Genomic DNA, 20,628 nt, shown 5'->3' with positions numbered 1-20,628 from the left:
GCGTGGCGAACAAACATATCAGTACCAATTAATCAGTATTTCTTTGAGTAGGCGTTTGATAGCTTGGCACATCCTTGTGCCAAGTTATGTCATCCTGGAAAAGGCTAACAATAGGAGTTAAATTGATTTGGCTGTTTCTTGGATGAGGGTAAACCCTTCATCTAGCCATCCGGTGATGCCGCCGATCATTTTCTTGACCGGCCTGTTAAGCGTGGCCAGCCTGATAGCAGCTTTTTCTGTCGCATTACAGTGTGGGCCTGCACAATAGACAACAAATAAAGTATCTGAAGGGTATTCGCTCAGCCTGTCTTTATTGATACGGCTGTATGGTAAGGATTCAGCTGTTTGTATATGTCCGTTTTTATAGGCCTCTTCACCTCGCACGTCTAAAAGTACAAAGTCCTTGCGATTTTGGCTGACTGCGTGGTGTACATCCCAGCAGTCTGTTTCAAAAGATAGGAGGTTTTGGAAGTGGTTTAGCGCATCTTGGCTGTTGGCAGCGGGTACTCTACTTACGGCTGAACTCATATATTACTCCCGGTGGTTTCTCGGTGTTCGTCAGATTTCCAAGTGGCGATAGTGTCCCTTTTTGATTGCTCCCGGGCGATCTACCTCTGAGCCAGATAGCATTAATTTTGCGCCAATTCTGCGTGCAAACTTGTGGGTCGGCCTTGGCTAGTGGGGTTCGGCTTTACTTATTTGAGGATGATGGTGATTTACCGATCAAATAATGCTTCAAAGCTTGAGGGTTTTATTCCCGGCATTGCTTTCAATAACTGCTCAACTGGGTATGCTGGATTGGATTTATTCGTTAACCTAATTTAATTAACTGCTGAGGGTTAGGGGTACCTATGTCGACGTTGGCACAAAAGCCTAATAAGAGCCAGAAAGTGGCTGTTCTCGCCCACCGGCAGGTCTCACTCTTCGAACTCGGTTGCGCTACCGAACTCTTTTGCCTACCCCGACCTGAACTTAGCGAGCTCTACACCGGTGAAATTGTGACTTTCGCTGAGGAAAACCCTCTGGCGACCGGCGGTCTGGCTCTGGCTTGTCGGCGGGTAGAGAGTTTGATGGATTATGATCTGCTGGTGATTCCCTGTTGGTCGACCAATGCACAACCACAAGATGCTTATTTGGAGCGCGTACATAGGGCGGTGGCTGAGTTTGCCGCTGCCAGCCGCCAGATTCTTACTTTTTGCTCCGGTGCTTTTCTGCCTGCGGAACTGGGACTATTTGATGGTCGGCAGGCGACTACCCACTGGTTGTTTGCGGATCGTTTTCGTGAGTGCTTTCCTGCGGTGGAGTATGTGGGAGACGTTCTCTATGTGTGGGAGGATGCACTGGCTTGCGCAGCGGGTAGTAGTGCCGCCATCGATCTGGGCATTGAGTTTTTGCGGCGCAATCACGGTTATGAATTAGCCAATTCGGTGGCTCGTCGGTTGGTGATGGCACCCCATAGGCAGGGTGGCCAGGCCCAATATGTGGAGATGCCCGTTGCCAAACGGCCAGACCACTTCTCCGCCGCGCTGGATTGGGCGATTGGCAATTTGGATGGCGCTATCAAAATTGATGATATGGCGCAGCGCGCTCATTTATCCCGCCGTAGTTTTGACCGAAAGTTTCGCCAGTCGATGGGAATTGCTCCCAAGGAGTGGCTGATTCAGCAGCGCTTGCGGGCGGCGCAGAAGGCGCTGGAGTCCGGTAGGGAGTCTGTAGATCGGGCAGCCCAACTGGCTGGTTTTGAGAGTAGTGCGACCTTGCGTCACCATTTCCGTCGGGCGTTTGGGATCTCACCCAGTGAATATCAGCGCCAATTCCAGGTTTCCGCCAAAGTGGCGCTTGAGGCTTAACGTTGGCCGCGTGTTGGTACGGCTATGGGGAGTCGGTACCTTTGGTTGATACACCCCCGGGCACTAAAGGGGTATGATTCGGTCTCTATTGCCTGATGACAGTACAGACTACGAAGGAATTATGACGAAACAGCGCGTATTAACCGGTATTACAACAACCGGTACTCCACACCTGGGGAACTATGTGGGTGCAATCCGCCCGGCGATCGCCGCGAGTCAGGATGAAAACAACCAATCGTTCTACTTTCTGGCCGATTACCATGCACTGATTAAGTGCCAGGACCCGGCACAGGTCCATCAGTCCACCCTGGAGATCGCTGCAACCTGGCTGGCCTTGGGCCTGAATACCGACAATGTGGTGTTCTACCGTCAGTCCGACGTCCATGAGATTCCTGAATTAACCTGGCTGCTCACTTGTATGACCGGCAAGGGCCTGATGAACCGTGCCCACGCTTATAAAGCAGCGGTAGATGCCAACCGTGCCGATGGCGAAGATTCCGATTTTGGCGTCACCATGGGGCTGTATAGCTACCCGATCCTGATGGCCGCCGACATCCTGATGTTCAACGCCAATAAGGTGCCGGTGGGTAAAGACCAGGTACAGCATATCGAAATGGCTCGGGATATTGCCCAGCGCTTCAACCACCACTACGGCGAGCACTTCGCTTTACCAGAAGCGGTAGTTGACGACCACGTAGCTGTGCTGCAGGGCCTGGATGGTCGCAAAATGAGTAAGAGTTACGGCAATACTATTCCGCTGTTCCTTCCTGAGAAGAAGCTGAAAAAGCACATTAATAAGATCAAAACCAACCTGCTGGAGCCAGGTGAGCCAAAAGATCCGGATACTTCCACTGTATTCCAGGTTTGGCAGGCATTTGCCAGCGAAGAACAGACAGCAGAAATGCGCAAAGCTTTTGAGGAGGGCATTGCCTGGGGTGAGGCCAAGAAGCAGTTGTTTGAGCTGGTGAACGGCCAGATCGGTGAAGCTCGCGAGCGCTACAATGAGCTGCTGGCTAACCCGGACCAAATTGAAACGGAGCTGGAGAAGGGGGCTATTAAGGCTCGCGCTTACTCTGCGCCCTTTATCGAGAAGTTGCGTCACGCGGTTGGTATCCGCAAGATAGGTTAAAGCTTTTCCTGAAAAAGCAGGAGGCCATGGAGTAGCGGCCTCCTTTTAAATAAAAAATAATAAATGTACAGGGTGCAAACATGGAAAACGTTCAGGCAAATCCTGATGCCGGCAATAGTGCCGATAATAAAAATGGCTGGATTAATCGAGCGCTCAATTTTATTGAGGTTGTCGGTAATAAATTACCCGATCCGGCTGTTCTGTTTTTGATCTTGATGGTGGGAATCTGGGTACTCTCCTGGCTTCTCTCTGGTGTTAATTTCGAAGCCTTACACCCCGCTACCGGCGAGGCGATACAGGTAACCAACCTGCTTTCCAGTAGTGAAATGGCTCGCTTCCTGTCTGGCATGGTAACTACCTTTACCAGTTTTGCGCCCCTGGGGGTAGTACTGGTAGCCATGCTGGGGGTCGGTGTGGCTGAGCAGAGTGGCTTTATCAATGCGGTATTGAAAAAGCTGCTGGCGGTAACGCCGCAGATGCTTCTGACACCTATGTTGATTTTGGTGGCCATCGTCAGTCATACAGCCGTAGATGCAGGTTATGTATTGGTAATTCCTCTCGGAGGGGTGATCTTCTATGCGGCAGGGCGCCACCCTTTGGCGGGTATCGCTGCCGCATTTGCCGGAGTTTCAGGCGGCTTCTCTGCCAACTTTGTTCCTTCAGCGATTGATCCCTTACTGCAAGGCTTTACCCAGACAGCGGCACAAATCGCCAACCCGGAAATGCAGGTAAACCCCCTTAACAACTGGTTCTTTACTTCGGCATCCTGCCTGCTTGTGACCCTGTTGGGGTGGTGGTTGACGGATAAAGTCATCGAGCCCCGCCTCAAGAATGTAGAGGTGGATGGCGATGAAGCGGATATGCCAGTAATGCAGGAACTGGGCGCCCGCGAGAAAAAAGCCATGTACCTGGCGGTAACTGTGATGGTGGCGGGTATCGTGGGGCTTGTGGCCTGGATGCTGCCAGAGACCTCAGCCTTGCGCGATGCAGAAGGGGAATTAGCCTCCTTCACTGCGCCAATTATGAAGTCGATTGTGCCGCTGATCTTCCTGCTGTTTGTGATTCCCGGTGTGGTGTTTGGCTATGCGGCCGGTACCTTCCGCCAGAGTAAGGATGTTATTGATGCGATGTCCAAAACCATGGGCTCCATGGCTTATTACATCGTGATGGCTTTTTTCTGTGCGTTGTTTATCTCTGAGTTTGCCCGCTCCGGTTTGGGTACGCTGCTTTCGGTAGAGGGAGGGAGCTTGCTCGCGGCGATGGAGCTGCCGGGCCCGATTACCCTGATGGGCATTATTGTACTGGTAGCCTTTATCAACTTATTTGTGGGATCTGCCTCTGCCAAGTGGGCGCTGCTGTCCCCCATCTTTGTGCCTATGTTGATGCAGATCGGTTTCTCCCCTGATCTCACCCAGGCCGCTTACCGGGTAGGTGATTCCTCCACCAATATCATTACCCCGTTGATGCCTTACTTCCCCTTGGTGGTTGTGTACTGCCAGCGCTATGTGAAGGGAACGGGTATTGGGACACTTGTATCCATTATGTTGCCGTACTCCATTGTGTTCCTGATTTGCTGGTCACTGTTCCTGGTGGCTTACTGGACACTGGGGATGCCTTTGGGAGTGCAGGCTAGTTATACCTACCCCTAAGGGTGCAAGGTGCTTTAAGGTCAATTGATCGAATGACACCCTAAATGGATGGGTGGTGGCTTGCGAGCTGCCACCCAACCCCCTCTCTGCCCAAGCCTTTCAGTCCTTCCCGATAGCTTAAATAATTTGGTACGACCGTGCGCTTTTGGCGTGGCTAAACCACCTTTTCATGCTGTTTTTTTGTCATTAACCGCCGCGAAGACATTTTTAATAAAAAAATGTTCCAATAATGTTGTAGATGATAACGATTCCTATTAGGATTCGCGACCAGTTACTTGTATCACAGTCTAAGTGTGATTCACATAAATTCAGTTGGCATTGAGGGACCTTCATGAGTACCGCTCGAACAAAAAGTATGCAAAAAGCTTCTCCTGTAATTTCTGGAATCAGTCGCTCTGTATTGGCGTTGGCTATTGCTGCGGGCGGTTCTTCTGTGGCGTTTGCTGCAGAAGATAAAAATGAAGGAATTGAAGAGGTTAGTGTTATCGGAGATCTGAACCTGGATCGTCAGACCTCCATTGGTAAACTGGATATTCCGGTCGATGAGACCCCGTATTCGATCACGCTACGGGATAAGGACTTTTTTGATGCGACTGGCTCTAAATCCATACAAGATGTTTTGCAGTATTCTGCCGGTGTTAACGGTGGTTTGTTTGGTGTAGACGCTCGCGGGGACTGGTCCACAATTCGCGCTGTTGAACCAGTACTGTTTGTTGATGGTCTCCAGTCTATTTTTGGTAGCTATACGAGTTCCAGAGCAAATCTTTATTCATATGAGCGTGTTGAAATCCTGAAGGGCCCTTCATCTGTACTTTACGGGCAGAGTTCTACAGGCGGTATTGTCAACTTAGTTTCTAAGCGCCCCAAAGAGGAATTTGGGGGTGAGGTAATGGTTCAGGCTGGTGATTACGACCGCATGGTAGTCGCGGGAGATGTTACTGGCTCTATCGACGGGTCTGGAGAGTGGCTCTACCGCGTGGTTGGTTACAATCGAGAGGCTGATGCCCAGGTTGATCACGTTGAAGATAACAGTACTTTACTAATGCCTTCGATTTCCTGGCGTCCGAATGCTGATACTGAAATCACTTTTATGGCGAGCTATCAGGAAGATGAATCAGGTACTACCGCAGCATTTTTACCCTGGGGTGGCACCATTGTTGAGAACGTAAATGGTGAAATCCCTACTGACACTTTCCTGAGTGAGCCGGGTTGGGATAAATATGATACAGAGCAGACTGGTTACAGTTTGTGGTTAGATCACAGATTCAGTGACAATTGGGGAGTTAACGCGGCTCTTCGGTACTCTGAAGGTACAGTGGACTACAACAGTATGTACGCTGACTTCTCAGCTAGGCTTCGCCTACAAAGAGATATACGTGAAGTATCACGTACCGTCTACATGAAGGACGCTAACAGCGATTTCCTTATTTTTGACTTGCGACTTTCCGGGGAAATCTCAACTGGCCCGTTGGAACACCAGATTTCTTTTGGCTTGGACAGCCAGGACGCTCAAATTGATGAGAGTACTCTGAGAGCGAGAAGTTATGGTGGCGTGATCGATATTTTTGATCCTGTTTATGGGTATGTACCTACGGGCCTTGAGGATCTGGCCAGAACGAAAACTGTTACCGATTCTGAGCAGGTTGGATTTTATTTCCAGGATCAGATTTCCTTCGGTAACTTTATTCTGAATACCGGGATTAGGAAGGATAACACCAGTAGTCAAGCAGATAGTAATGACCCTGAAGCGGATCAAAGAACTCACAAGGAGGATGCTGTAACCAAGCGTTTTGGTTTGATGTACGCGTTTGATAATGGCATTTCACCTTACGTTAGCTACTCTGAATCGTTTGAGCCGATCGTATCCGACCCGGATGGTATGGGGCGTGACTTTAAAGCGGTAGAGGGGGATCAGGTTGAGGCTGGTGTTAAGTTTCAGCCTGAGGGAACCGATATCTTGATGACGGCGTCTGTTTATGAGATCAAGCAAAAGAATCGTTTGACTTATGGGGATTACGGGCTTTTCGAGCAAATTGGTGAGGCGAAAGTTGATGGTTTCGAACTTGAGGCCAGCGGTAAGTTAGGCAATCTCACTCTTATCGCTAACTATAGTCAAATAGACACTGAGATCACTGAGAGCAGCAGCTCCTTTGAGCAGGGTTCTGAAATCGAAGGCGTGCCAGAAGAGCAGTTTTCTATTTGGGGAGACTATGATCTGAGCGACTGGGTTCCAGGGCTTACTATTGGCGTTGGGGCGCGTTACGTAGGAGACAGTTACACCGGTATCGATAAAGTACATGCACAATATGTTGTTTTCGATCCAGAAAATGCAGCTTATTACGATTCGGAGTTTGCTCATTTCCCGACAGAGAACCCTTCGTATACTCTGTATGATGCGACTATCGGATACACCCTTGAAAGCTGGAAGTTCCAGCTGAATGCGAAAAACTTGACCGATGAAGAGCATACAACGGTTTGCCTGAGCCGCGGTGACTGCTTCTACGGTGAGCGTCGCTATGTAACTGCGGAAGCACGCTACATTTTCTAAGTTAGTGTAGACTGGGAGCTTGTCCACAGGGGGAGTCTGTGGGCGGGCTCCCTTTTTTACGTTTAAGCAACCAGACGAGAGGCGAGCCTCTCGCTGTTATGGTTATGCCAATGTCTTTTTATATGATTGCAGGAGTCTCCAGCGCCTTTGCTTTGGCCGGGATTTTGCTCCTTTATTCCGCCTGGTCCCGCAGAGGGGCAGAGCCCATGCGCCGTTGGAGTGGCTGGGGAGCCATGGCGTTGTCGGCTTTTGGGTGGAGTTCAATTGTTGGGGTGGAATATGGGATCAGTATTGCCACTTTAATTGTGATGCTCGGAGTCTTTGCTTTATTGGCTCTTAAGGGTGACTGGCCCAGTGGCCCTAGGCCCATTGAAAAGCAGCGCTCGGGAACACCCGAAACGCAAGCCCTGCTTCCATTGTGGTTGCGGGGCTTCTTGCGTTTTATGGCTGCCTTTCTTTTGCCCGCGGCTAGTGGTTTGATCGCCGGTTTGCTTTTCTTTGGTTTTACCGGGTTTTCTGAAACTGTCCGCTTGGTCGGCGGAGCCTTCCTGTCGGTGATAATCTGGACCCTGGCGATGGTTTGGTGCTGTGCCGATAAAAAGCTTCTGCGCCCTTCGGCTGCCATGTTGGCTTTCTCGGTGGTCAGCGGCTTGTTGCTGACCTTTGCGCTTCCCGCTTCGGCAGCATAGATCAACGGACTTGAGTAGGAATTTAACGTGAAATTTTCCTTTAAACCGACCCCAGGCTTTGTCCGTGATATGACCGATGGACACTCAGTTCTCGGCCTGGCGGTATCCACTCTTTTATACATTGTTTGTGTCAGCGGAACACTGGCGGTTTTTTACAATGAGTTCGAACGCTGGGAGCAGGCCTCCGAGTTTGAGAACCTCAATGTTGAAGCCTCTGTGTATCGGACGGCTACAGAAAATGCTATTGCGTTAGCTAAGCAGGAAAAAGAGGATCTCGATTCAATTACCTTCACCATACCCAATCAGGATAAGCCCAGATTGATGGTTGAAGTTGGCGATATGGAGCGATATGTCGCTGAAGATGGTTCCCTGCTGGGCAAGGTGGAGCATGAGTGGACCCACTTCCTGGCCTACCTGCACTACGCGCTCAACCTTCCTGTTGGTTATGGGGTCATCCTGGTTGGTTTGATCGGGATGGTGATGTCCGCTCTGATCGTCTCCGGTTTGCTGGCCCATCCCAAAATTATTAAAGACGCTTTCTCTTTCCGTCTTTCTGGCTCCAAGCGTCTTCAGCAAGTGGATTTGCACAATCGCCTGGGGGTTTGGGCCTCTCCCTTTCATCTTGCCATAGCCATTACCGGGGCTTTTATCGGGTTGTCCCAGGTAGCCGCTTTTGCAATTGCCGGCGTATTCTTTGAGGGTGATACGGAAAAGGTAGAGCACATGCTTTACGCGGATCATCCGGTGATGGAGGAAAACGCCCCTGAAGTTGATTATCCGGATTATGCTGCAATTCTGGCAACAATGGATCGTATCGCACCGGAAGAAGAGCGCACTCGTTTAGAAGTGGCATTTCCTGGACGTGAAGGCCAGGTTGTTGAGGTGTGGACCCGGGTCCCAGAGCGTTTGGTCTGGGGTGAGCGTTACCATTTTAATCCCGATGGCAGCCTGATTGAAAAAGAGGGTTGGTCTGAGGGAGACGCGGCTAAACAAGTTTACCTTTCTACGTACCGTTTACACTTTGGCCACTTTTCCGGTTTCCCAGTGAAAGTTGCTTACTTCCTGCTGGGGGTGGGGATGTGTTTACTGGTGGTATCCGGCATCAATATCTGGTTTGTTCGCAAGCGTCAGCGCGGCAATCCCGCCGTACGTTTGGAGCGAGTCTGGATTGCTCAGGTATGGGGTGTACCATTTGCGATTGCTCTGAGTGCGGTGACTTATCTGGCGTTTAAGCTAAATGCTGCGCAGGTGTTCTGGTTGGTGACCTTGGCGTTAAGTGTTGCGGCTGCCTTTATGGGGACAGTGGCCAAGTGGTCTATGTCTCTGCGTATTGCCACAATTATCGCCTGCGCCGGTGCAGTTGTAGTGCACGTTGCTCAGTTTGGTGAGGATTCCTTTGTGAGAGCATCACTGGTCGTTAATGTTGTGTGGTTGCTAATTGCTGCTGGAATCGCGGCCTCTTGCCTTTATAGCAGGGCGCGTCAGTCGGATAGTGAGCCTGTTTCCGCCGGTGCCAATCCACTGGGTAGCAACTAGATTTTTTGGGGTCCCGCAGTGCCTCTGCAGGACCCCAAAACTTCCATCGGACTTACAAGATCCCTTTCAATTAATTGGCAGGGCGTAACATCTCGATATGCGGGATGCCGTCTTCCTGATATGGCTCAGACACCTGCTCAAAGCCAAACTCCCCGTAAAATCTATCCAAATGTTGTTGAGCTGAAATGCGAATACCAGTGTTGGGGTATTCCTCGCATGTGTGCATTACGGCTCGGCGAATCAGCTCCTTGCCCAGGCCTGTTCCGCGACTGGCTTCTGCGGTTAACACTCTTCCTATCGAGGGTTCCCGGTATTTAAGGCCTGGGAAAACAACTCTCAGGTAGGCCATAACCTGCGGGTTATTTTCGTCTCCCTCCCAGCAGATCAGGTGCCAGGAGTGCTGGTCTTTGCCATCGGCATCCTGATAGGGGCAATCTTGCTCTACCGTAAAAACTTCCTGCCTAACTCGCAAAACTTCGTAAAGTTGACTGAGCGTAAGCTCTTTAAAGCTGCACCATTGCCACTGCATAAAGGTGAATTCCAAATTATTGTCACTAATTTTGTATTGTGATTGGAGTTAAAAGGTATAGATTATTTATAAGATCGATTAATTTTAATTGGATGCCTGATTGCCGGCTCTATGAAAGAATCCATGCTTGAGGTAATGGATAACTTGCGAGATAACTTTTTTATCTTTCATCATAAATACATGGGTCACTGGCATTTGCAGATGATCATTCATGCCATCCAGTTTTGTGCTGGATACGGAGACTTTACCATCATCGGTTTCTGGGATAAGGCGGGATAGAATCAGGTTGATGCTGCGAGTACCGGCAATAATACCTACATCAAAATCTGCACTACCGAGCTTGTTGGGGACGCTCATCTCACCAGTACCCAGCTGTAGCCCAGCATCGCCAAACATAAATTTGAAGCCGGGGAATGTTCCCAGTTTATCAACTACTTCGCTGCCTTTATTGGGTGGGCCCAACATGACAACGCGATTCAGGTTTTTGATTTCAGCTGAATGTAGATATTGCCTTACCAGAATGCCGCCCATGGAGTGAGTGACAAAATTGATTTCTTGCGAGTTACCGCACTCCTCGACAGCAGGCGCTATGGCCATGCTGGCCAAGGTTTCAATGGAGTGCTTGGTCGAAGGGTAATCAATATTGACCGTTTGGAAACCTTCGGCATCTATGGCCTTTGCCAATTTCTCCATTGAGCTATCTGATTTGGCTAATCCATGCAATAAAATCACACAAGCGGAGTGAGTACTTGCTGATAGCAGCGTAAATGCAGCGGCAATTATAAAAGCGAACTTTTTCATCGGTTTGAACTTCCTGTCGACTTCTCGTGCCTATTCGTGTGGCGTTGTTGTCGGAGCAATTAATTTGGATTGGGTTGAAGTTGGCAGTGTTGGCGGAGAATGTCCGCTGCCCGCTCCGGTTTATCGGGGGTGATCACGATAGTTTGTGTGGCCAGGCGCAGTACGACAGATTTTTGCTGATCGGTAGCAAATGCGCGATAGCGCCCCAACTTTTGGTTTTGAAACAGGCCTATATAGCCAAATAAGCCGGAATTGCCAAAGATGCGGACTGATCCTTGCATGGCGGTTGAGTCGGGGAATGCTTCAGATAGCCCCTCCAAGGAGATGGTGGTTTTCCAGCCCGGGCGCAATATCAAGAGGTTGCCATTTTTGATGGCGTAACCACGGATGGCAAAGAAGGCACTGAGAGCCAGTATTGCAGGCGGAAGTGCTATGGCAATGCTATAGAGGGTAGATGGAGCAGCTGGTGCTCTCGATGCCAGAAAGAGCGGCAGTCCCAGTAGGAGTAATGTGCATATGGCACTGATAATTTGGAGCTGGCGGCTCCACGGCGCTTTAAACGCGATTGTTGGCATACTTGGTTTAACTCAACGGATTACCTGAATGCCTCAATCATAGTGCTATTGGAATCTGCTTGGCAAAGGTAGAGATGGTTTGGTTTTAACGGTTGCTCGCTATGGATGACTGTATTTTGATTAACGAGAATTCCCAGTCAGCCCTTGTGGTTGAAGGGGGTGCTATGCGGGGGATTTTCGCTGCTGGCGTATTGGATGCATTTTTGGAGGCGGACTATCGGCCATTTGATTTTGCGATCGGTGTATCCGCAGGCTCCACCAATTTGATTGGTTATCTGGCGGGAAACCATGGGCGAAGTCGGCAAATACTAATGGACCATGCCCGGCGGGCAGACTTCATTGACTGGCGCCGCTATCTCCGAGGCGGTCATTTTTGTGACATTGGCTGGTTGTGGCATGAGTCATATCAGGATATTCCGCTCAGTGTCGATAGTTATGTTGAGAATGGAATACCGCTTTATGCCGTGACTACCAGTATCAACACGGGGGAGGCTAGATACCTGAAAGTAACTCCGGAAAATATGCACGAGGTTTTCCCGGCCTCTTGCGCCATTCCGGTTGCTTACCGGGGGTTTCCTGAAGTGGATGGGGAGCCTATGACCGATGGCGGTCTGGCTGATTCGATACCGATTATTCAGGCCTATCAGCAGGGGGCCAGAAATATAACCGTTATTCTTTCGCGCCCTCTGGGGTATCGGAAAATTAAGGGGCCTGCTCCAAAATTTATCAAACAGTTTTTCCGTGATCATGCCCGGCTATTTGAGGCCGTGCTGGAGAGGGGGGAGAAATATAATCGGGCTCTGGAGTTTATCGAGGTGCCTCCAGAGGGTTGCCAGGTTTCGGTTATTGCGCCTCCAGACAATTTCCCGGTTAAGCGCTTTACTCAAGAAGCAGAGTTGCTCGAGGAAGGTTATGAGAGCGGCAGGGCCCGGGGTTGGGAATTTCTTCGTGAGCTTCCCGATCAGCGGGACTCTTTGCCGTCAATTGAATAGTAGCGCCAGTATAAAGGGGTTGATTGAGCTTAATCAGAATGTGAATGGTGAGGTAGTCGACTGGTGGAAATACGTTTGCTCGGAGTGACAGATGCGCCCGCCATATCAGCTTTTTATTTATCTAATGAAGAGCACCTGAAGCGCTGGGAGCCCATCCGCGAGCCCGGTTTTCACAGTTCCGGGTCCTGGATTCGACGCATAAGCTCTGGAGGAATTTTAAAGTTTGCTGCATTAGAGTCCGGGTGTGATCAGTTACTGGGCGTTTGCTCCTTGACGAATATCATCCGAGGCCCATTTCAGGCCTGTAATATGGGATATGCAGTTGACCAGTCCCACGAGGGGCGGGGCTTAATGAGGAGCTTGTGTCGTCATGTCGTTGATTATGCTTTTGACACCTTAAATTTGAATAGGGTGATGGCTAACTATATGCCTGGTAACGATAGGTCGGCAGCTTTGCTGGAGGCGTTGGGCTTCGTTGTCGAGGGTAGGGCGGCAAAATACCTGAAGATCAATGGATGTTGGGAGGATCATATCCTCACGGCGAAGCTAAGCCCAAGATCCTTGGATATTTAATGATGTTCGTTGAATGGGGCGCCAAATGGCATTTACTTCACTGTGTGTCTATAGGAGTCTTGGGTAGGACTGAGATATTGTTGCTAACCTATTGCGATTTCATGGACGACTTCGAATAACAGTTTTGCGGAAGGAGATAGGGATGAATGGGAAGTGCCTATGCGGTGGGGTTGAGTTCCAGTTGGAAGAGCCAATTCCAAACCTTTACCAATGCCATTGCTCGCTCTGCCGCAAATTGAGTGGTTCCGCCTCGGATACTGCCATGTTTATTAGCCGGGATCAGTTTCGCTGGGTGCGGGGCTTAGACAGAATCTCTTCATTCCGGACTCCTACGGGCTATCGATCTGACTTTTGCAGTGGATGCGGAAGTACAGTTCCTCACTTAATGAGTAATACAACGCACTTCTGGGTACCTGCGGGATTGTTGGAGGGGGATATTGATGGGAAAGTCGTGGCCCATCTTTGCACTGAATCCAAAGCATCCTGGGATGAAATTTCTGGTGAAGCGGAGTGCTTTAACGAAATGCCGGAGCTGGAGCGATTGATGCATCTATTGCATGGCGGCGAAGAAACGGTGGATGGGGAATGGGAGGAGAGTCAGGCGGCTTCAGCTGAAGTTTAAAAACCCAAACTCTTTTCTAATTGGCGCATACAAAAAAGCCCCGCTCTTGCGAGCAGGGCTTTTTTGTATATGGCGGACCGGACGGGACTCGAACCCGCGACCTCCGGCGTGACAGGCCGGCATTCTAACCAACTGAACTACCGGTCCGCATTCCTGCTTCTCTTGGATGCTCTTGCCGGGCAAGAGTAAGAGAAGTGGTGGGTGGTACAGGGGTCGAACCTGTGACCTACGGCTTGTAAGGCCGTCGCTCTCCCAACTGAGCTAACCACCCCGTGTCAGGAGCTGCGTATCATAATGATTTTTTTACTTAGGTCAACAACTTAGGGAAGTTTTTCTAAAAAAGTTTGCGTCTGGCTTTAAGTGTGAGAAGCGGGGGTGTATTTGAAGAAATTGCTGCTCGTCTATTGGCAGTATTTGGTAATAAAACAGGGGGCTACTTCCATTACCCCGATTTTCTATTAATTTTGTTAGTCGGTCTGCACAGTTTGTGGTGGGGAGCGGGGAGGTGGTTGTGTGTTGAAAAGTGGTTTTGAATTTTTCATATACAAAAAAGCCCCGCTCGTGCGAGCAGGGCTTTTTTGTATATGGCGGACCGGACGGGACTCGAACCCGCGACCTCCGGCGTGACAGGCCGGCATTCTAACCAACTGAACTACCGGTCCGCATTCCTGCTTCTCTTGGATGCTCTTGCCGGGCAAGAGTAAGAGAAGTGGTGGGTGGTACAGGGGTCGAACCTGTGACCTACGGCTTGTAAGGCCGTCGCTCTCCCAACTGAGCTAACCACCCCGTGTCAGGAGCTGCGTATCTTAATGATATTTTTTTTGCGGTCAACAATTTTGTTGGGAGATTTTTAAAAATTTTTTTAAGAATAAAAAACATCCAAAAATTGTTTAAAAATTAATTAATTAGAGGATTTTTTGAGGATTTTTTAAGCTGTTTTTATCGATCAAAATCAGCTGCGTAGAAATTCAGAAAATAAAAAATCAGGCTGGAGAAAATTGTTGCAGAAAAATATTGTCGGCACTGCGCTCGCACTATTTTTTTACGCTGAGAATTGGTTATTTTTTTGTGGCTCTTTCAAATTTCCAGCGTAAGCAACTGAAAATAAAATATTAGAAAAATGAAAAGATGTGAGGCACAAACAAAAAAGCCCCGCTCTTGCGAGCAGGGCTTTTTTGTATATGGCGGACCGGACGGGACTCGAACCCGCGACCTCCGGCGTGACAGGCCGGCATTCTAACCAACTGAACTACCGGTCCGCATTCCTGCTTCTCTTGGATGCTCTTGCCGGGCAAGAGTAAGAGAAGTGGTGGGTGGTACAGGGGTCGAACCTGTGACCTACGGCTTGTAAGGCCGTCGCTCTCCCAACTGAGCTAACCACCCCGTGTCAGGAGCTGCGTATCTTAATGATATTCTTCGTGGCGTCAACGCCTTTTTTGAATTTTTTTTTGTCTTTCAATGAGTTAACGCGCTTTTGTGTGAATTCGTGGGCGTGTCCGCCGGGGGGTGACACTGTTATAATCGCCCCAATTCCCGTTAGTTAGAGCGTGAGAAAAGCTGTGACACAGAAGACCTGGCTGGCCCAACTTGTACTGGCATTCGGTATGTTTTGCCTGTCCATCGCTGCACATGCGGTAGTGGAGACACAAAAATTGTCCTCTCCCGAGCTGGATGCAAGGTATCGCGTGCTTATTGAAGAGATGCGCTGCCCCAAATGTCAAAACCAGAACCTGGCAGACTCCGATGCGTCTATTTCCTCGGACTTGCGTCGTGAAATCCGCCGTTTGCTGGAGGAAGGATTTACGGACCAGGAAATCGTTGACTACATGGTGGCCCGCTATGGGGATTTTGTGCTCTACCGCCCACCTGTTCAGAAAAATACCTTGATCCTGTGGTTGGCTCCGGGAGTTTTTGCCGTTTTCGGGCTTCTGGCCTTGATTGTGATCGTGATGCGCTCAAAAAGTGGTACCGGGGCTCGCCAAGATGACGGCAGTGGGGAACTCACTGATGATGAGCGGCGTCGATTAAAGCAGTTGTTGGGAGAAGGAGCTGTAGATGAAGGTGATAGCGGGAAGGAAGGTAAATGATTGATATCTGGTTTGGTGTAGCCCTATTGCTACTGTTGGTAGCTTTTGTATTTCTGATTCCTGCTTTGAGAGCTGCAGGCAGACGTCGCAGCGGTAGTAGCAAGCGAGAGGCTATGGCAGCGCTCTACCGGGAGCGCAGTAAAGAACTTCGCGCTGCGGTGCAGAGCGGTGCGATGGATGAAAAGCAGTTTGCCCAGCTGGAGGCAGATCTCGCGCGGGAACTGCTGGCGGCTCAGCAGGAAAGTCAATCTGGTGAAGCCAGGCAGGGTGGCGGCCGATTGCTAATCGGCCTGGCGGTTTTGGTGCCTGCAATTGCAGCAGCTGCCTACGGGTTTTCCGACCGACCGTCCGAAGTAGCTTTGTATCGCGATATGGTGGCGAGCCAAGGTGGGCACACCTCTTCGGAGGAAGAGGCAAAAATCACCCGTCAGTTGCAGGAGCGGGCTAAAACTCATCCAGATGATCTTAGTAGTCGCTATATATTGGCGCAGCGGCTACTGGTGAGTGGCGATTTGGCTGGGGCGGTAGATTCCTATCGCTATGTTGTGGCTCGCGAGCCACAGGCGGCCAACGTTAAGGCTGAGCTGGCACAAGCGCTATTTTTTGCTGGCGGTTCCAAGATTACCGATGAAATCCGCTCCTTGATCAAGCAGGTGTTACAGGTGCAGCCATCCAATGGCACTGTGCTGGGCTTGGCGGGTATTGCCGCTTTTGAAGATGGGGACTACCGCAAGGCTCGCCAGCATTGGCAGCTAGCACTTAGCCAGCTTCCCCCAGGATCTGCAGCAGCAGAGGCGCTTCAGGCTGGCGTTGCCAGGGCCGAAAGCGCTTTGGCAGACAGCGGTGAGGCTGTAGCGGTGCAGGCAAAGGTAGAAACGAAAGAGAAAGGCCCGCAGATTCGAGTTCAGGTCAGTTTGGGGGAGGGAGTTGAAGCCCCAGAATCTACCCCGGTATTTATCTATGCACGCAGTGCTGCGAGCCCGATGCCTCTGGCTATCGTGCGCCTCACGGCTGGGCAGTTACCGGCAGAGGTTGTGCTGGATGAGTCCCGAGCAATGATGCCTGGAAGCTCCATCGCCACTGTCGACTCTGTGCAGTTGGTAGCGCGACTGGCCATTAAGGGAGATGCGCGTCCGGCCCCGGGGGATTGGCAGGGAATGATTAGCGAGTTGCCTAAATCCCGCTGGAGTGAAACTCAGTCAATAGCCATCGATAGTCAGCTGTAACTGGCTGTGACTGTCGAAAATGAGGTCACAGTGTAAGCTGTGGCCTCATTTTTATTTGCGGCCGGATGGCATTCTTGCGTCTAATTGGCCTCAAGCTCACATTGCCCCGATATTGATGAGTTCTATTGGGGCAAGTTGGCATTTGGTAGCGATCGTCATGTTTGACTTGACCGCTGCTTGGTCGGATTGATAATCCCGACTGAACATTACTGTGAAGAATAGCGCTGAATGCTCTGGCGACACCAAGTAATATTAAAGGTTTGGTGTCCCGCCCGGCAGAAAAAAATATCGAGTTTATAAATACATGCGTCTGAAGTGCATCAAGCTAGCGGGTTTCAAGTCTTTTGTTGACCCTACCACTGTCTATTTTCCGACAAACCTCAACTCGGTGGTGGGTCCCAATGGCTGTGGTAAATCCAACACCATCGATGCGGTGCGCTGGGTTATGGGGGAATCCTCCGCAAAGAACCTGCGCGGCGATTCGATGACGGATGTTATCTTCAATGGCTCCAGTGGCCGTAAGCCCGTGGGGCAGGCCTCGATTGAGTTGGTATTTGATAACTCTGAGGGCAAGCTTTCTGGAGCCTATGCGTCTTTCTCGGAGATTTCCGTCAAGCGCAAGGTAACCCGGGAAGCACAGAACACCTATTACCTGAATGGCGAGAAGTGCCGCCGCCGCGATGTAACCGATCTCTTCTTGGGTACCGGCCTTGGCCCACGCAGCTACGCCATTATTGAGCAGGGCATGATCTCCAAGTTGATCGAAGCCAAGCCCGAAGAGCTGCGCGTCTATATCGAAGAGGCCGCCGGTATCTCCAAATACAAGGAGCGCCGCCGGGACACCGAAAACCGGATGAGACGGACCTCTGAAAACCTTGAGCGCCTCACGGATATCCGCGATGAGCTGGATCGCCAGTTGTCCCGACTGGAGCGACAGTCCGCAGCAGCGGAAAAATACAGCCGATTTAAAGAGGAAGAGCGCAGCCACAAGGCTAATCTTCAGGCGCTCAAATACCGCGAACTGGATGACCAATCCAAGGCCAAGCAGCAACAAATAGGTGAGCTTGAACTCACCGTTGAAGAGCTGGTTACCCGCCAGGTCACCTGTGACACAGGCATTGAGCAAAAGCGCGTGGGGTACCACGAGCTGTCTGATAGCTTTAACGAAGTCCAGGGACGCTTTTACGCCGTCGGTGGAGATATCGCCCGCTTGGAGCAGAGCATTGCCCACGCTCGTGAGCGCTCTACTCGCCTGCATTCCGATTTGGCGCAAACCGAACAAGAATATCGCGAGGCGGAGACCAATCTCGAAGTGGATCGCGAAAAAGCGGCCCAGTTTGAGGAGGAGCTTGAGATTATTCTGCCGGACCTGGAGATGGTTTTGGCAGCAGAAGAGGAGTCTGCTGCGGCACTGCTCGAATCTGAAGAGCAGATGCGCAATTGGCAGAACGAGTGGGACCAGTTTAACCAGGGTGCCTCTGGCTCCCGTCAGAAAGCTGAGGTACAGCAATCCCGCATCCAGCACTTGGAAACTTCTGGCCAGCGGCTGCTGGAGCGGGTCAACAAGCTATTGGCGGAGCAGTCCGGCCTCCAGGTCTCTGACGACGATGAAGAGACACTGCAGCTGAACGAGCAGATGGCCGAGCTGGAAATGCAGGCTGAAGAGCGCCGCGAGGAAGCGGCAGAGCGTCGCGAGTCTCTGGACAGTCTCCGTGTGCAGGAGCGGGAGCTGGCTACCGAACTCGATCAGTTACGCTTGCAGCTGCAAACCGGGCGCGGCCGTCAGGCGTCTCTGGAAGCCTTGCAGCAAGCTGCTTTAGGGCAAGGCAAGGCAGTTGAGAATTGGCTGCACCAGCAAGCCCTGGCTGACAAGCCCCGGCTCGCCGACCAGATTAAAGCCCAGCCCGGCTGGGAAACCGCAGTTGAAACTATCCTCGGCCCCCAATTGCAGGCGGTATGTGTTGAGCAGCTCGAGTCCGTGGCTGAAGGATTGGTGGCACTGGAAAGCGGTCAAGCGGTTCTGATCGATAACAGTGCTGTAAATAGCAGTGCGAAGGGAGCACTTCCTTCGCTGCAGGATATGGTTCAGGGGCCGGCATCTCTCTCCGGCATCTTGGCGGGAATTTATACCGCAGAGGATTTGACTGAGGCGCTGTCCAGGCGAGCGAATTTGCAAGCTCATGAGTCTATTGTGACTCGCGATGGGCTCTGGCTCGGTCCTAACTGGTTGCGAGTGAATCGCGCCAGTGATGCAGAGGCCGGGGTCCTGGCGCGCAAGCAGGATCTTGAAACCCTGGGGCAGGAGTTGGCCCTATGTGAGGAGCAGATAGAGAGTATTGCCGAGCGACGCGAGTCCCTGCGCACGCAAACGGTCGATCTCGAGCGCTCCATCGAACAGGCTCGCAATGAGTCCGACCAGCTCGGGCGTCGCGAGGCAGAGCTGCGCAGCCAGTTGTCCGCCCGACGGGCGCGTGCGGAGCAGATGAATGAGCGCCGTATCCGAATTGAGCAGGAAATCGATGAGGTGCGTGAGCAGCAGGAGCTGGAAGGAGAGTCCCTGTCGGAAGCTCGTCTAATGCTGCAGGAAGCTGTCGAAGCGATGAGCGATGATACCGATCGTCGCGAAACGCTAATGGCACGCCGGGAGGAATTGCGCGAAGCTTTGGATGCCGTGCGCCAGCGCGCGCGGGAGGACAAGGATCGCGCCCATGAACTGGCTATGCGCGAGCAGTCAGTGCGCACCCAGATGGTGTCTCTCGAGCGCACTTTGCAGGTGATGAGCGAGCAGCTGGAAAGGTTGCGCAGTCGTCGTCAGCAATTGCAGGAGCAAATGGAGGAGACCCAGGACCCCTCCCAGGATTTTCAGGCTGAGTTGGAAGAAAAACTCGGCGAGCGTATTGAGGTGGAAACGGAACTCGCCGATGCGCGCAAAAAGCTGGAAGAGGTTGAGACCGGCCTGCGTGAGCAGGAACAGGAGCGCCACAAAGTGGAGGCGGCTCTTCAGGGAGTGCGCGCCCAGCTTGAGCAGGAGCGTCTCGCTGCGCAGACTCTGGAAGTGCAACGAAACGGATTGGTAGAGCAGCTGCGCGAGAGCGAGCACGATATCGATCAGCTGCTCGAACAGTTACCTGGCGATCTGACGATTAAACAGGTACAGGAAGATTTGGAATTGGTAGCTGCGCGTATCTCGCGTCTCGGGCCGATTAACCTCGCCGCTATCGATGAATACAAGCAGGAGTCTGAGCGCAAGAACTACCTGGATCGCCAGCATGGGGATCTGATGGAAGCGCTGGAGACCCTGGAAAATGCAATTAAGAAAATCGACAAGGAAACGAGAACCCGCTTCAAGGAAACTTTTGATCAGGTAAATGCGGGCCTGCAGGAACTCTTCCCGAAAGTTTTCGGTGGTGGTAATGCCTATCTGGAACTTACCGGTGAAGATCTGCTCGATACTGGTATCGCGATCATGGCCCGCCCGCCGGGCAAGCGCAACAGCACAATCCATCTGCTCTCGGGTGGAGAAAAAGCGCTGACGGCGATCGCATTGGTATTCTCGATTTTCCGTCTGAATCCAGCACCTTTCTGTATGTTGGATGAGGTGGATGCTCCCCTTGACGATGCTAACGTTGGTCGTTACGCACGAATGGTTAAAGAAATGTCAGAACACGTTCAGTTCATCTATATTACCCACAACAAGATCGCAATGGAGATGGCGGATCAGTTGCTGGGGGTTACCATGCACGAGCCGGGTGTATCCCGACTGGTGTCGGTGAATGTGGAAGAAGCAGCCGAGCTGGCTTCTGCATAAGAGCGTAAAGGGAG

At 51.3% G+C, this 20,628-nt stretch carries 16 protein-coding genes and 6 tRNA genes; 12 read left to right on the top strand and 10 right to left on the bottom strand.

Going from position 1 to position 20,628, the window contains the following annotated elements:
• Positions 1–117: 117 nt before the first annotated feature.
• Complete coding sequence (locus tag ACJJIY_RS19955; protein ID WP_444935503.1) at positions 118–528, bottom strand: rhodanese-like domain-containing protein; 411 nt, start codon at positions 526–528, stop codon at positions 118–120.
• 323 nt (positions 529–851) lie between these two features.
• Between ACJJIY_RS19955 and ACJJIY_RS19950 the strand changes: the two genes are divergently transcribed.
• From ACJJIY_RS19950 to ACJJIY_RS19925, 6 genes are all read left to right on the top strand, one after another.
• Positions 852–1,850, top strand: coding sequence for a helix-turn-helix domain-containing protein (locus tag ACJJIY_RS19950; protein WP_444935504.1), 999 nt, complete (start codon positions 852–854; stop codon positions 1,848–1,850).
• Between the two features lie 121 nt (positions 1,851–1,971).
• On the top strand, positions 1,972–2,979 hold the full coding sequence (locus tag ACJJIY_RS19945) for a tryptophan--tRNA ligase (protein WP_282933487.1): 1,008 nt from the start codon (positions 1,972–1,974) through the stop codon (positions 2,977–2,979).
• Positions 2,980–3,059: 80 nt separating this feature from the next.
• The gene (locus ACJJIY_RS19940) at positions 3,060–4,628 is read left to right on the top strand and encodes an AbgT family transporter (protein WP_444935505.1); all 1,569 of its coding nucleotides are present in this window, start codon (positions 3,060–3,062) and stop codon (positions 4,626–4,628) included.
• A gap of 331 nt (positions 4,629–4,959) precedes the next feature.
• A complete protein-coding gene (locus tag ACJJIY_RS19935; RefSeq protein WP_444896667.1) occupies positions 4,960–7,176 on the top strand; it encodes a TonB-dependent siderophore receptor in 2,217 nt (738 codons plus the stop codon).
• Between the two features lie 110 nt (positions 7,177–7,286).
• Positions 7,287–7,865: a hypothetical protein gene (locus ACJJIY_RS19930; RefSeq protein ID WP_445358687.1), complete on the top strand. Its 579-nt coding sequence runs from the start codon at positions 7,287–7,289 to the stop codon at positions 7,863–7,865.
• A 27-nt stretch (positions 7,866–7,892) separates the two neighbouring features.
• A complete protein-coding gene (locus ACJJIY_RS19925) occupies positions 7,893–9,401 on the top strand; it encodes a PepSY-associated TM helix domain-containing protein (RefSeq protein WP_445358686.1) in 1,509 nt (502 codons plus the stop codon).
• Between the two features lie 70 nt (positions 9,402–9,471).
• Here the strand turns inward: ACJJIY_RS19925 and ACJJIY_RS19920 are convergent, their stop codons facing one another.
• The 3 genes from ACJJIY_RS19920 to ACJJIY_RS19910 form a co-directional block, all read right to left on the bottom strand.
• Positions 9,472–9,930 carry a GNAT family N-acetyltransferase gene (locus tag ACJJIY_RS19920; RefSeq protein ID WP_445358685.1) on the bottom strand — a complete coding sequence of 153 codons (459 nt, stop codon included), beginning with the start codon at positions 9,928–9,930 and terminating at the stop codon, positions 9,472–9,474.
• Positions 9,931–10,014: 84 nt separating this feature from the next.
• The gene (locus tag ACJJIY_RS19915) at positions 10,015–10,731 is read right to left on the bottom strand and encodes an esterase/lipase family protein (protein ID WP_445358684.1); all 717 of its coding nucleotides are present in this window, start codon (positions 10,729–10,731) and stop codon (positions 10,015–10,017) included.
• 59 nt (positions 10,732–10,790) lie between these two features.
• On the bottom strand, positions 10,791–11,306 hold the full coding sequence (locus ACJJIY_RS19910) for a PH domain-containing protein (RefSeq protein ID WP_282933480.1): 516 nt from the start codon (positions 11,304–11,306) through the stop codon (positions 10,791–10,793).
• 101 nt (positions 11,307–11,407) lie between these two features.
• Here ACJJIY_RS19910 and ACJJIY_RS19905 point away from each other — a divergent pair, with 101 nt between their 5' ends.
• The 3 genes from ACJJIY_RS19905 to ACJJIY_RS19895 all read left to right on the top strand — a co-directional run bounded on the left by ACJJIY_RS19905 (position 11,408) and on the right by ACJJIY_RS19895 (position 13,493).
• The gene (locus ACJJIY_RS19905) at positions 11,408–12,298 is read left to right on the top strand and encodes a patatin-like phospholipase family protein (RefSeq protein ID WP_445358683.1); all 891 of its coding nucleotides are present in this window, start codon (positions 11,408–11,410) and stop codon (positions 12,296–12,298) included.
• Between the two features lie 63 nt (positions 12,299–12,361).
• Positions 12,362–12,871 (top strand): GNAT family N-acetyltransferase, encoded by a 510-nt coding sequence (locus tag ACJJIY_RS19900; protein WP_445358682.1) that lies wholly within the window; start codon positions 12,362–12,364, stop codon positions 12,869–12,871.
• Positions 12,872–13,013: 142 nt separating this feature from the next.
• Positions 13,014–13,493 carry a GFA family protein gene (locus ACJJIY_RS19895; RefSeq protein ID WP_444932737.1) on the top strand — a complete coding sequence of 160 codons (480 nt, stop codon included), beginning with the start codon at positions 13,014–13,016 and terminating at the stop codon, positions 13,491–13,493.
• Between the two features lie 70 nt (positions 13,494–13,563).
• Here ACJJIY_RS19895 and ACJJIY_RS19890 read toward each other — a convergent pair.
• The 6 genes from ACJJIY_RS19890 to ACJJIY_RS19865 all read right to left on the bottom strand — a co-directional run bounded on the left by ACJJIY_RS19890 (position 13,564) and on the right by ACJJIY_RS19865 (position 14,876).
• Positions 13,564–13,640, bottom strand: a tRNA-Asp gene (locus ACJJIY_RS19890).
• Between the two features lie 48 nt (positions 13,641–13,688).
• Positions 13,689–13,764: transfer RNA gene (locus tag ACJJIY_RS19885), tRNA-Val, on the bottom strand.
• Between the two features lie 314 nt (positions 13,765–14,078).
• Positions 14,079–14,155: transfer RNA gene (locus tag ACJJIY_RS19880), tRNA-Asp, on the bottom strand.
• A 48-nt stretch (positions 14,156–14,203) separates the two neighbouring features.
• Positions 14,204–14,279, bottom strand: a tRNA-Val gene (locus ACJJIY_RS19875).
• A gap of 396 nt (positions 14,280–14,675) precedes the next feature.
• Positions 14,676–14,752 (bottom strand) — tRNA-Asp (locus tag ACJJIY_RS19870).
• A 48-nt stretch (positions 14,753–14,800) separates the two neighbouring features.
• A tRNA-Val gene (locus ACJJIY_RS19865) sits at positions 14,801–14,876 on the bottom strand.
• 176 nt (positions 14,877–15,052) lie between these two features.
• On the opposite strand from ACJJIY_RS19865, the gene ACJJIY_RS19860 reads away from it, so the two are divergent.
• From ACJJIY_RS19860 to smc, 3 genes are all read left to right on the top strand, one after another.
• Positions 15,053–15,580 (top strand): cytochrome c-type biogenesis protein, encoded by a 528-nt coding sequence (locus ACJJIY_RS19860; RefSeq protein WP_413665137.1) that lies wholly within the window; start codon positions 15,053–15,055, stop codon positions 15,578–15,580.
• A complete protein-coding gene (ccmI, locus tag ACJJIY_RS19855; protein ID WP_413665138.1) occupies positions 15,577–16,806 on the top strand; it encodes a c-type cytochrome biogenesis protein CcmI in 1,230 nt (409 codons plus the stop codon). The genes ACJJIY_RS19860 and ccmI overlap by 4 nt, the downstream gene beginning before the upstream one ends.
• 304 nt (positions 16,807–17,110) lie before the next feature.
• Positions 17,111–20,614, top strand: a complete 3,504-nt coding sequence (gene smc, locus ACJJIY_RS19850; RefSeq protein WP_445358681.1) for a chromosome segregation protein SMC — start codon at positions 17,111–17,113, stop codon at positions 20,612–20,614.
• The last annotated feature ends 14 nt before the right edge of the window (positions 20,615–20,628 follow it).

The sequence above is a fragment of the Microbulbifer maximicatervae (SeqCode) genome (assembly GCF_052468155.1).
This window is presented reverse-complemented; position numbering and strand designations above follow the sequence as displayed.

Coding starts and splice junctions, on each gene's coding strand:
- ACJJIY_RS19945 (WP_282933487.1), top strand. CDS start 1,972: ATGACGAAACAGCGCGTATTAACCGGTATTACAACAACCGGTACTCCA.
- ACJJIY_RS19940 (WP_444935505.1), top strand. CDS start 3,060: ATGGAAAACGTTCAGGCAAATCCTGATGCCGGCAATAGTGCCGATAAT.
- ACJJIY_RS19910 (WP_282933480.1), bottom strand. CDS start 11,306: ATGCCAACAATCGCGTTTAAAGCGCCGTGGAGCCGCCAGCTCCAAATT.
- ccmI (WP_413665138.1), top strand. CDS start 15,577: ATGATTGATATCTGGTTTGGTGTAGCCCTATTGCTACTGTTGGTAGCT.
- ACJJIY_RS19920 (WP_445358685.1), bottom strand. CDS start 9,930: ATGCAGTGGCAATGGTGCAGCTTTAAAGAGCTTACGCTCAGTCAACTT.
- ACJJIY_RS19915 (WP_445358684.1), bottom strand. CDS start 10,731: ATGAAAAAGTTCGCTTTTATAATTGCCGCTGCATTTACGCTGCTATCA.
- smc (WP_445358681.1), top strand. CDS start 17,111: ATGCGTCTGAAGTGCATCAAGCTAGCGGGTTTCAAGTCTTTTGTTGAC.
- ACJJIY_RS19950 (WP_444935504.1), top strand. CDS start 852: ATGTCGACGTTGGCACAAAAGCCTAATAAGAGCCAGAAAGTGGCTGTT.
- ACJJIY_RS19895 (WP_444932737.1), top strand. CDS start 13,014: ATGAATGGGAAGTGCCTATGCGGTGGGGTTGAGTTCCAGTTGGAAGAG.
- ACJJIY_RS19905 (WP_445358683.1), top strand. CDS start 11,408: ATGGATGACTGTATTTTGATTAACGAGAATTCCCAGTCAGCCCTTGTG.
- ACJJIY_RS19935 (WP_444896667.1), top strand. CDS start 4,960: ATGAGTACCGCTCGAACAAAAAGTATGCAAAAAGCTTCTCCTGTAATT.
- ACJJIY_RS19955 (WP_444935503.1), bottom strand. CDS start 528: ATGAGTTCAGCCGTAAGTAGAGTACCCGCTGCCAACAGCCAAGATGCG.
- ACJJIY_RS19930 (WP_445358687.1), top strand. CDS start 7,287: ATGTCTTTTTATATGATTGCAGGAGTCTCCAGCGCCTTTGCTTTGGCC.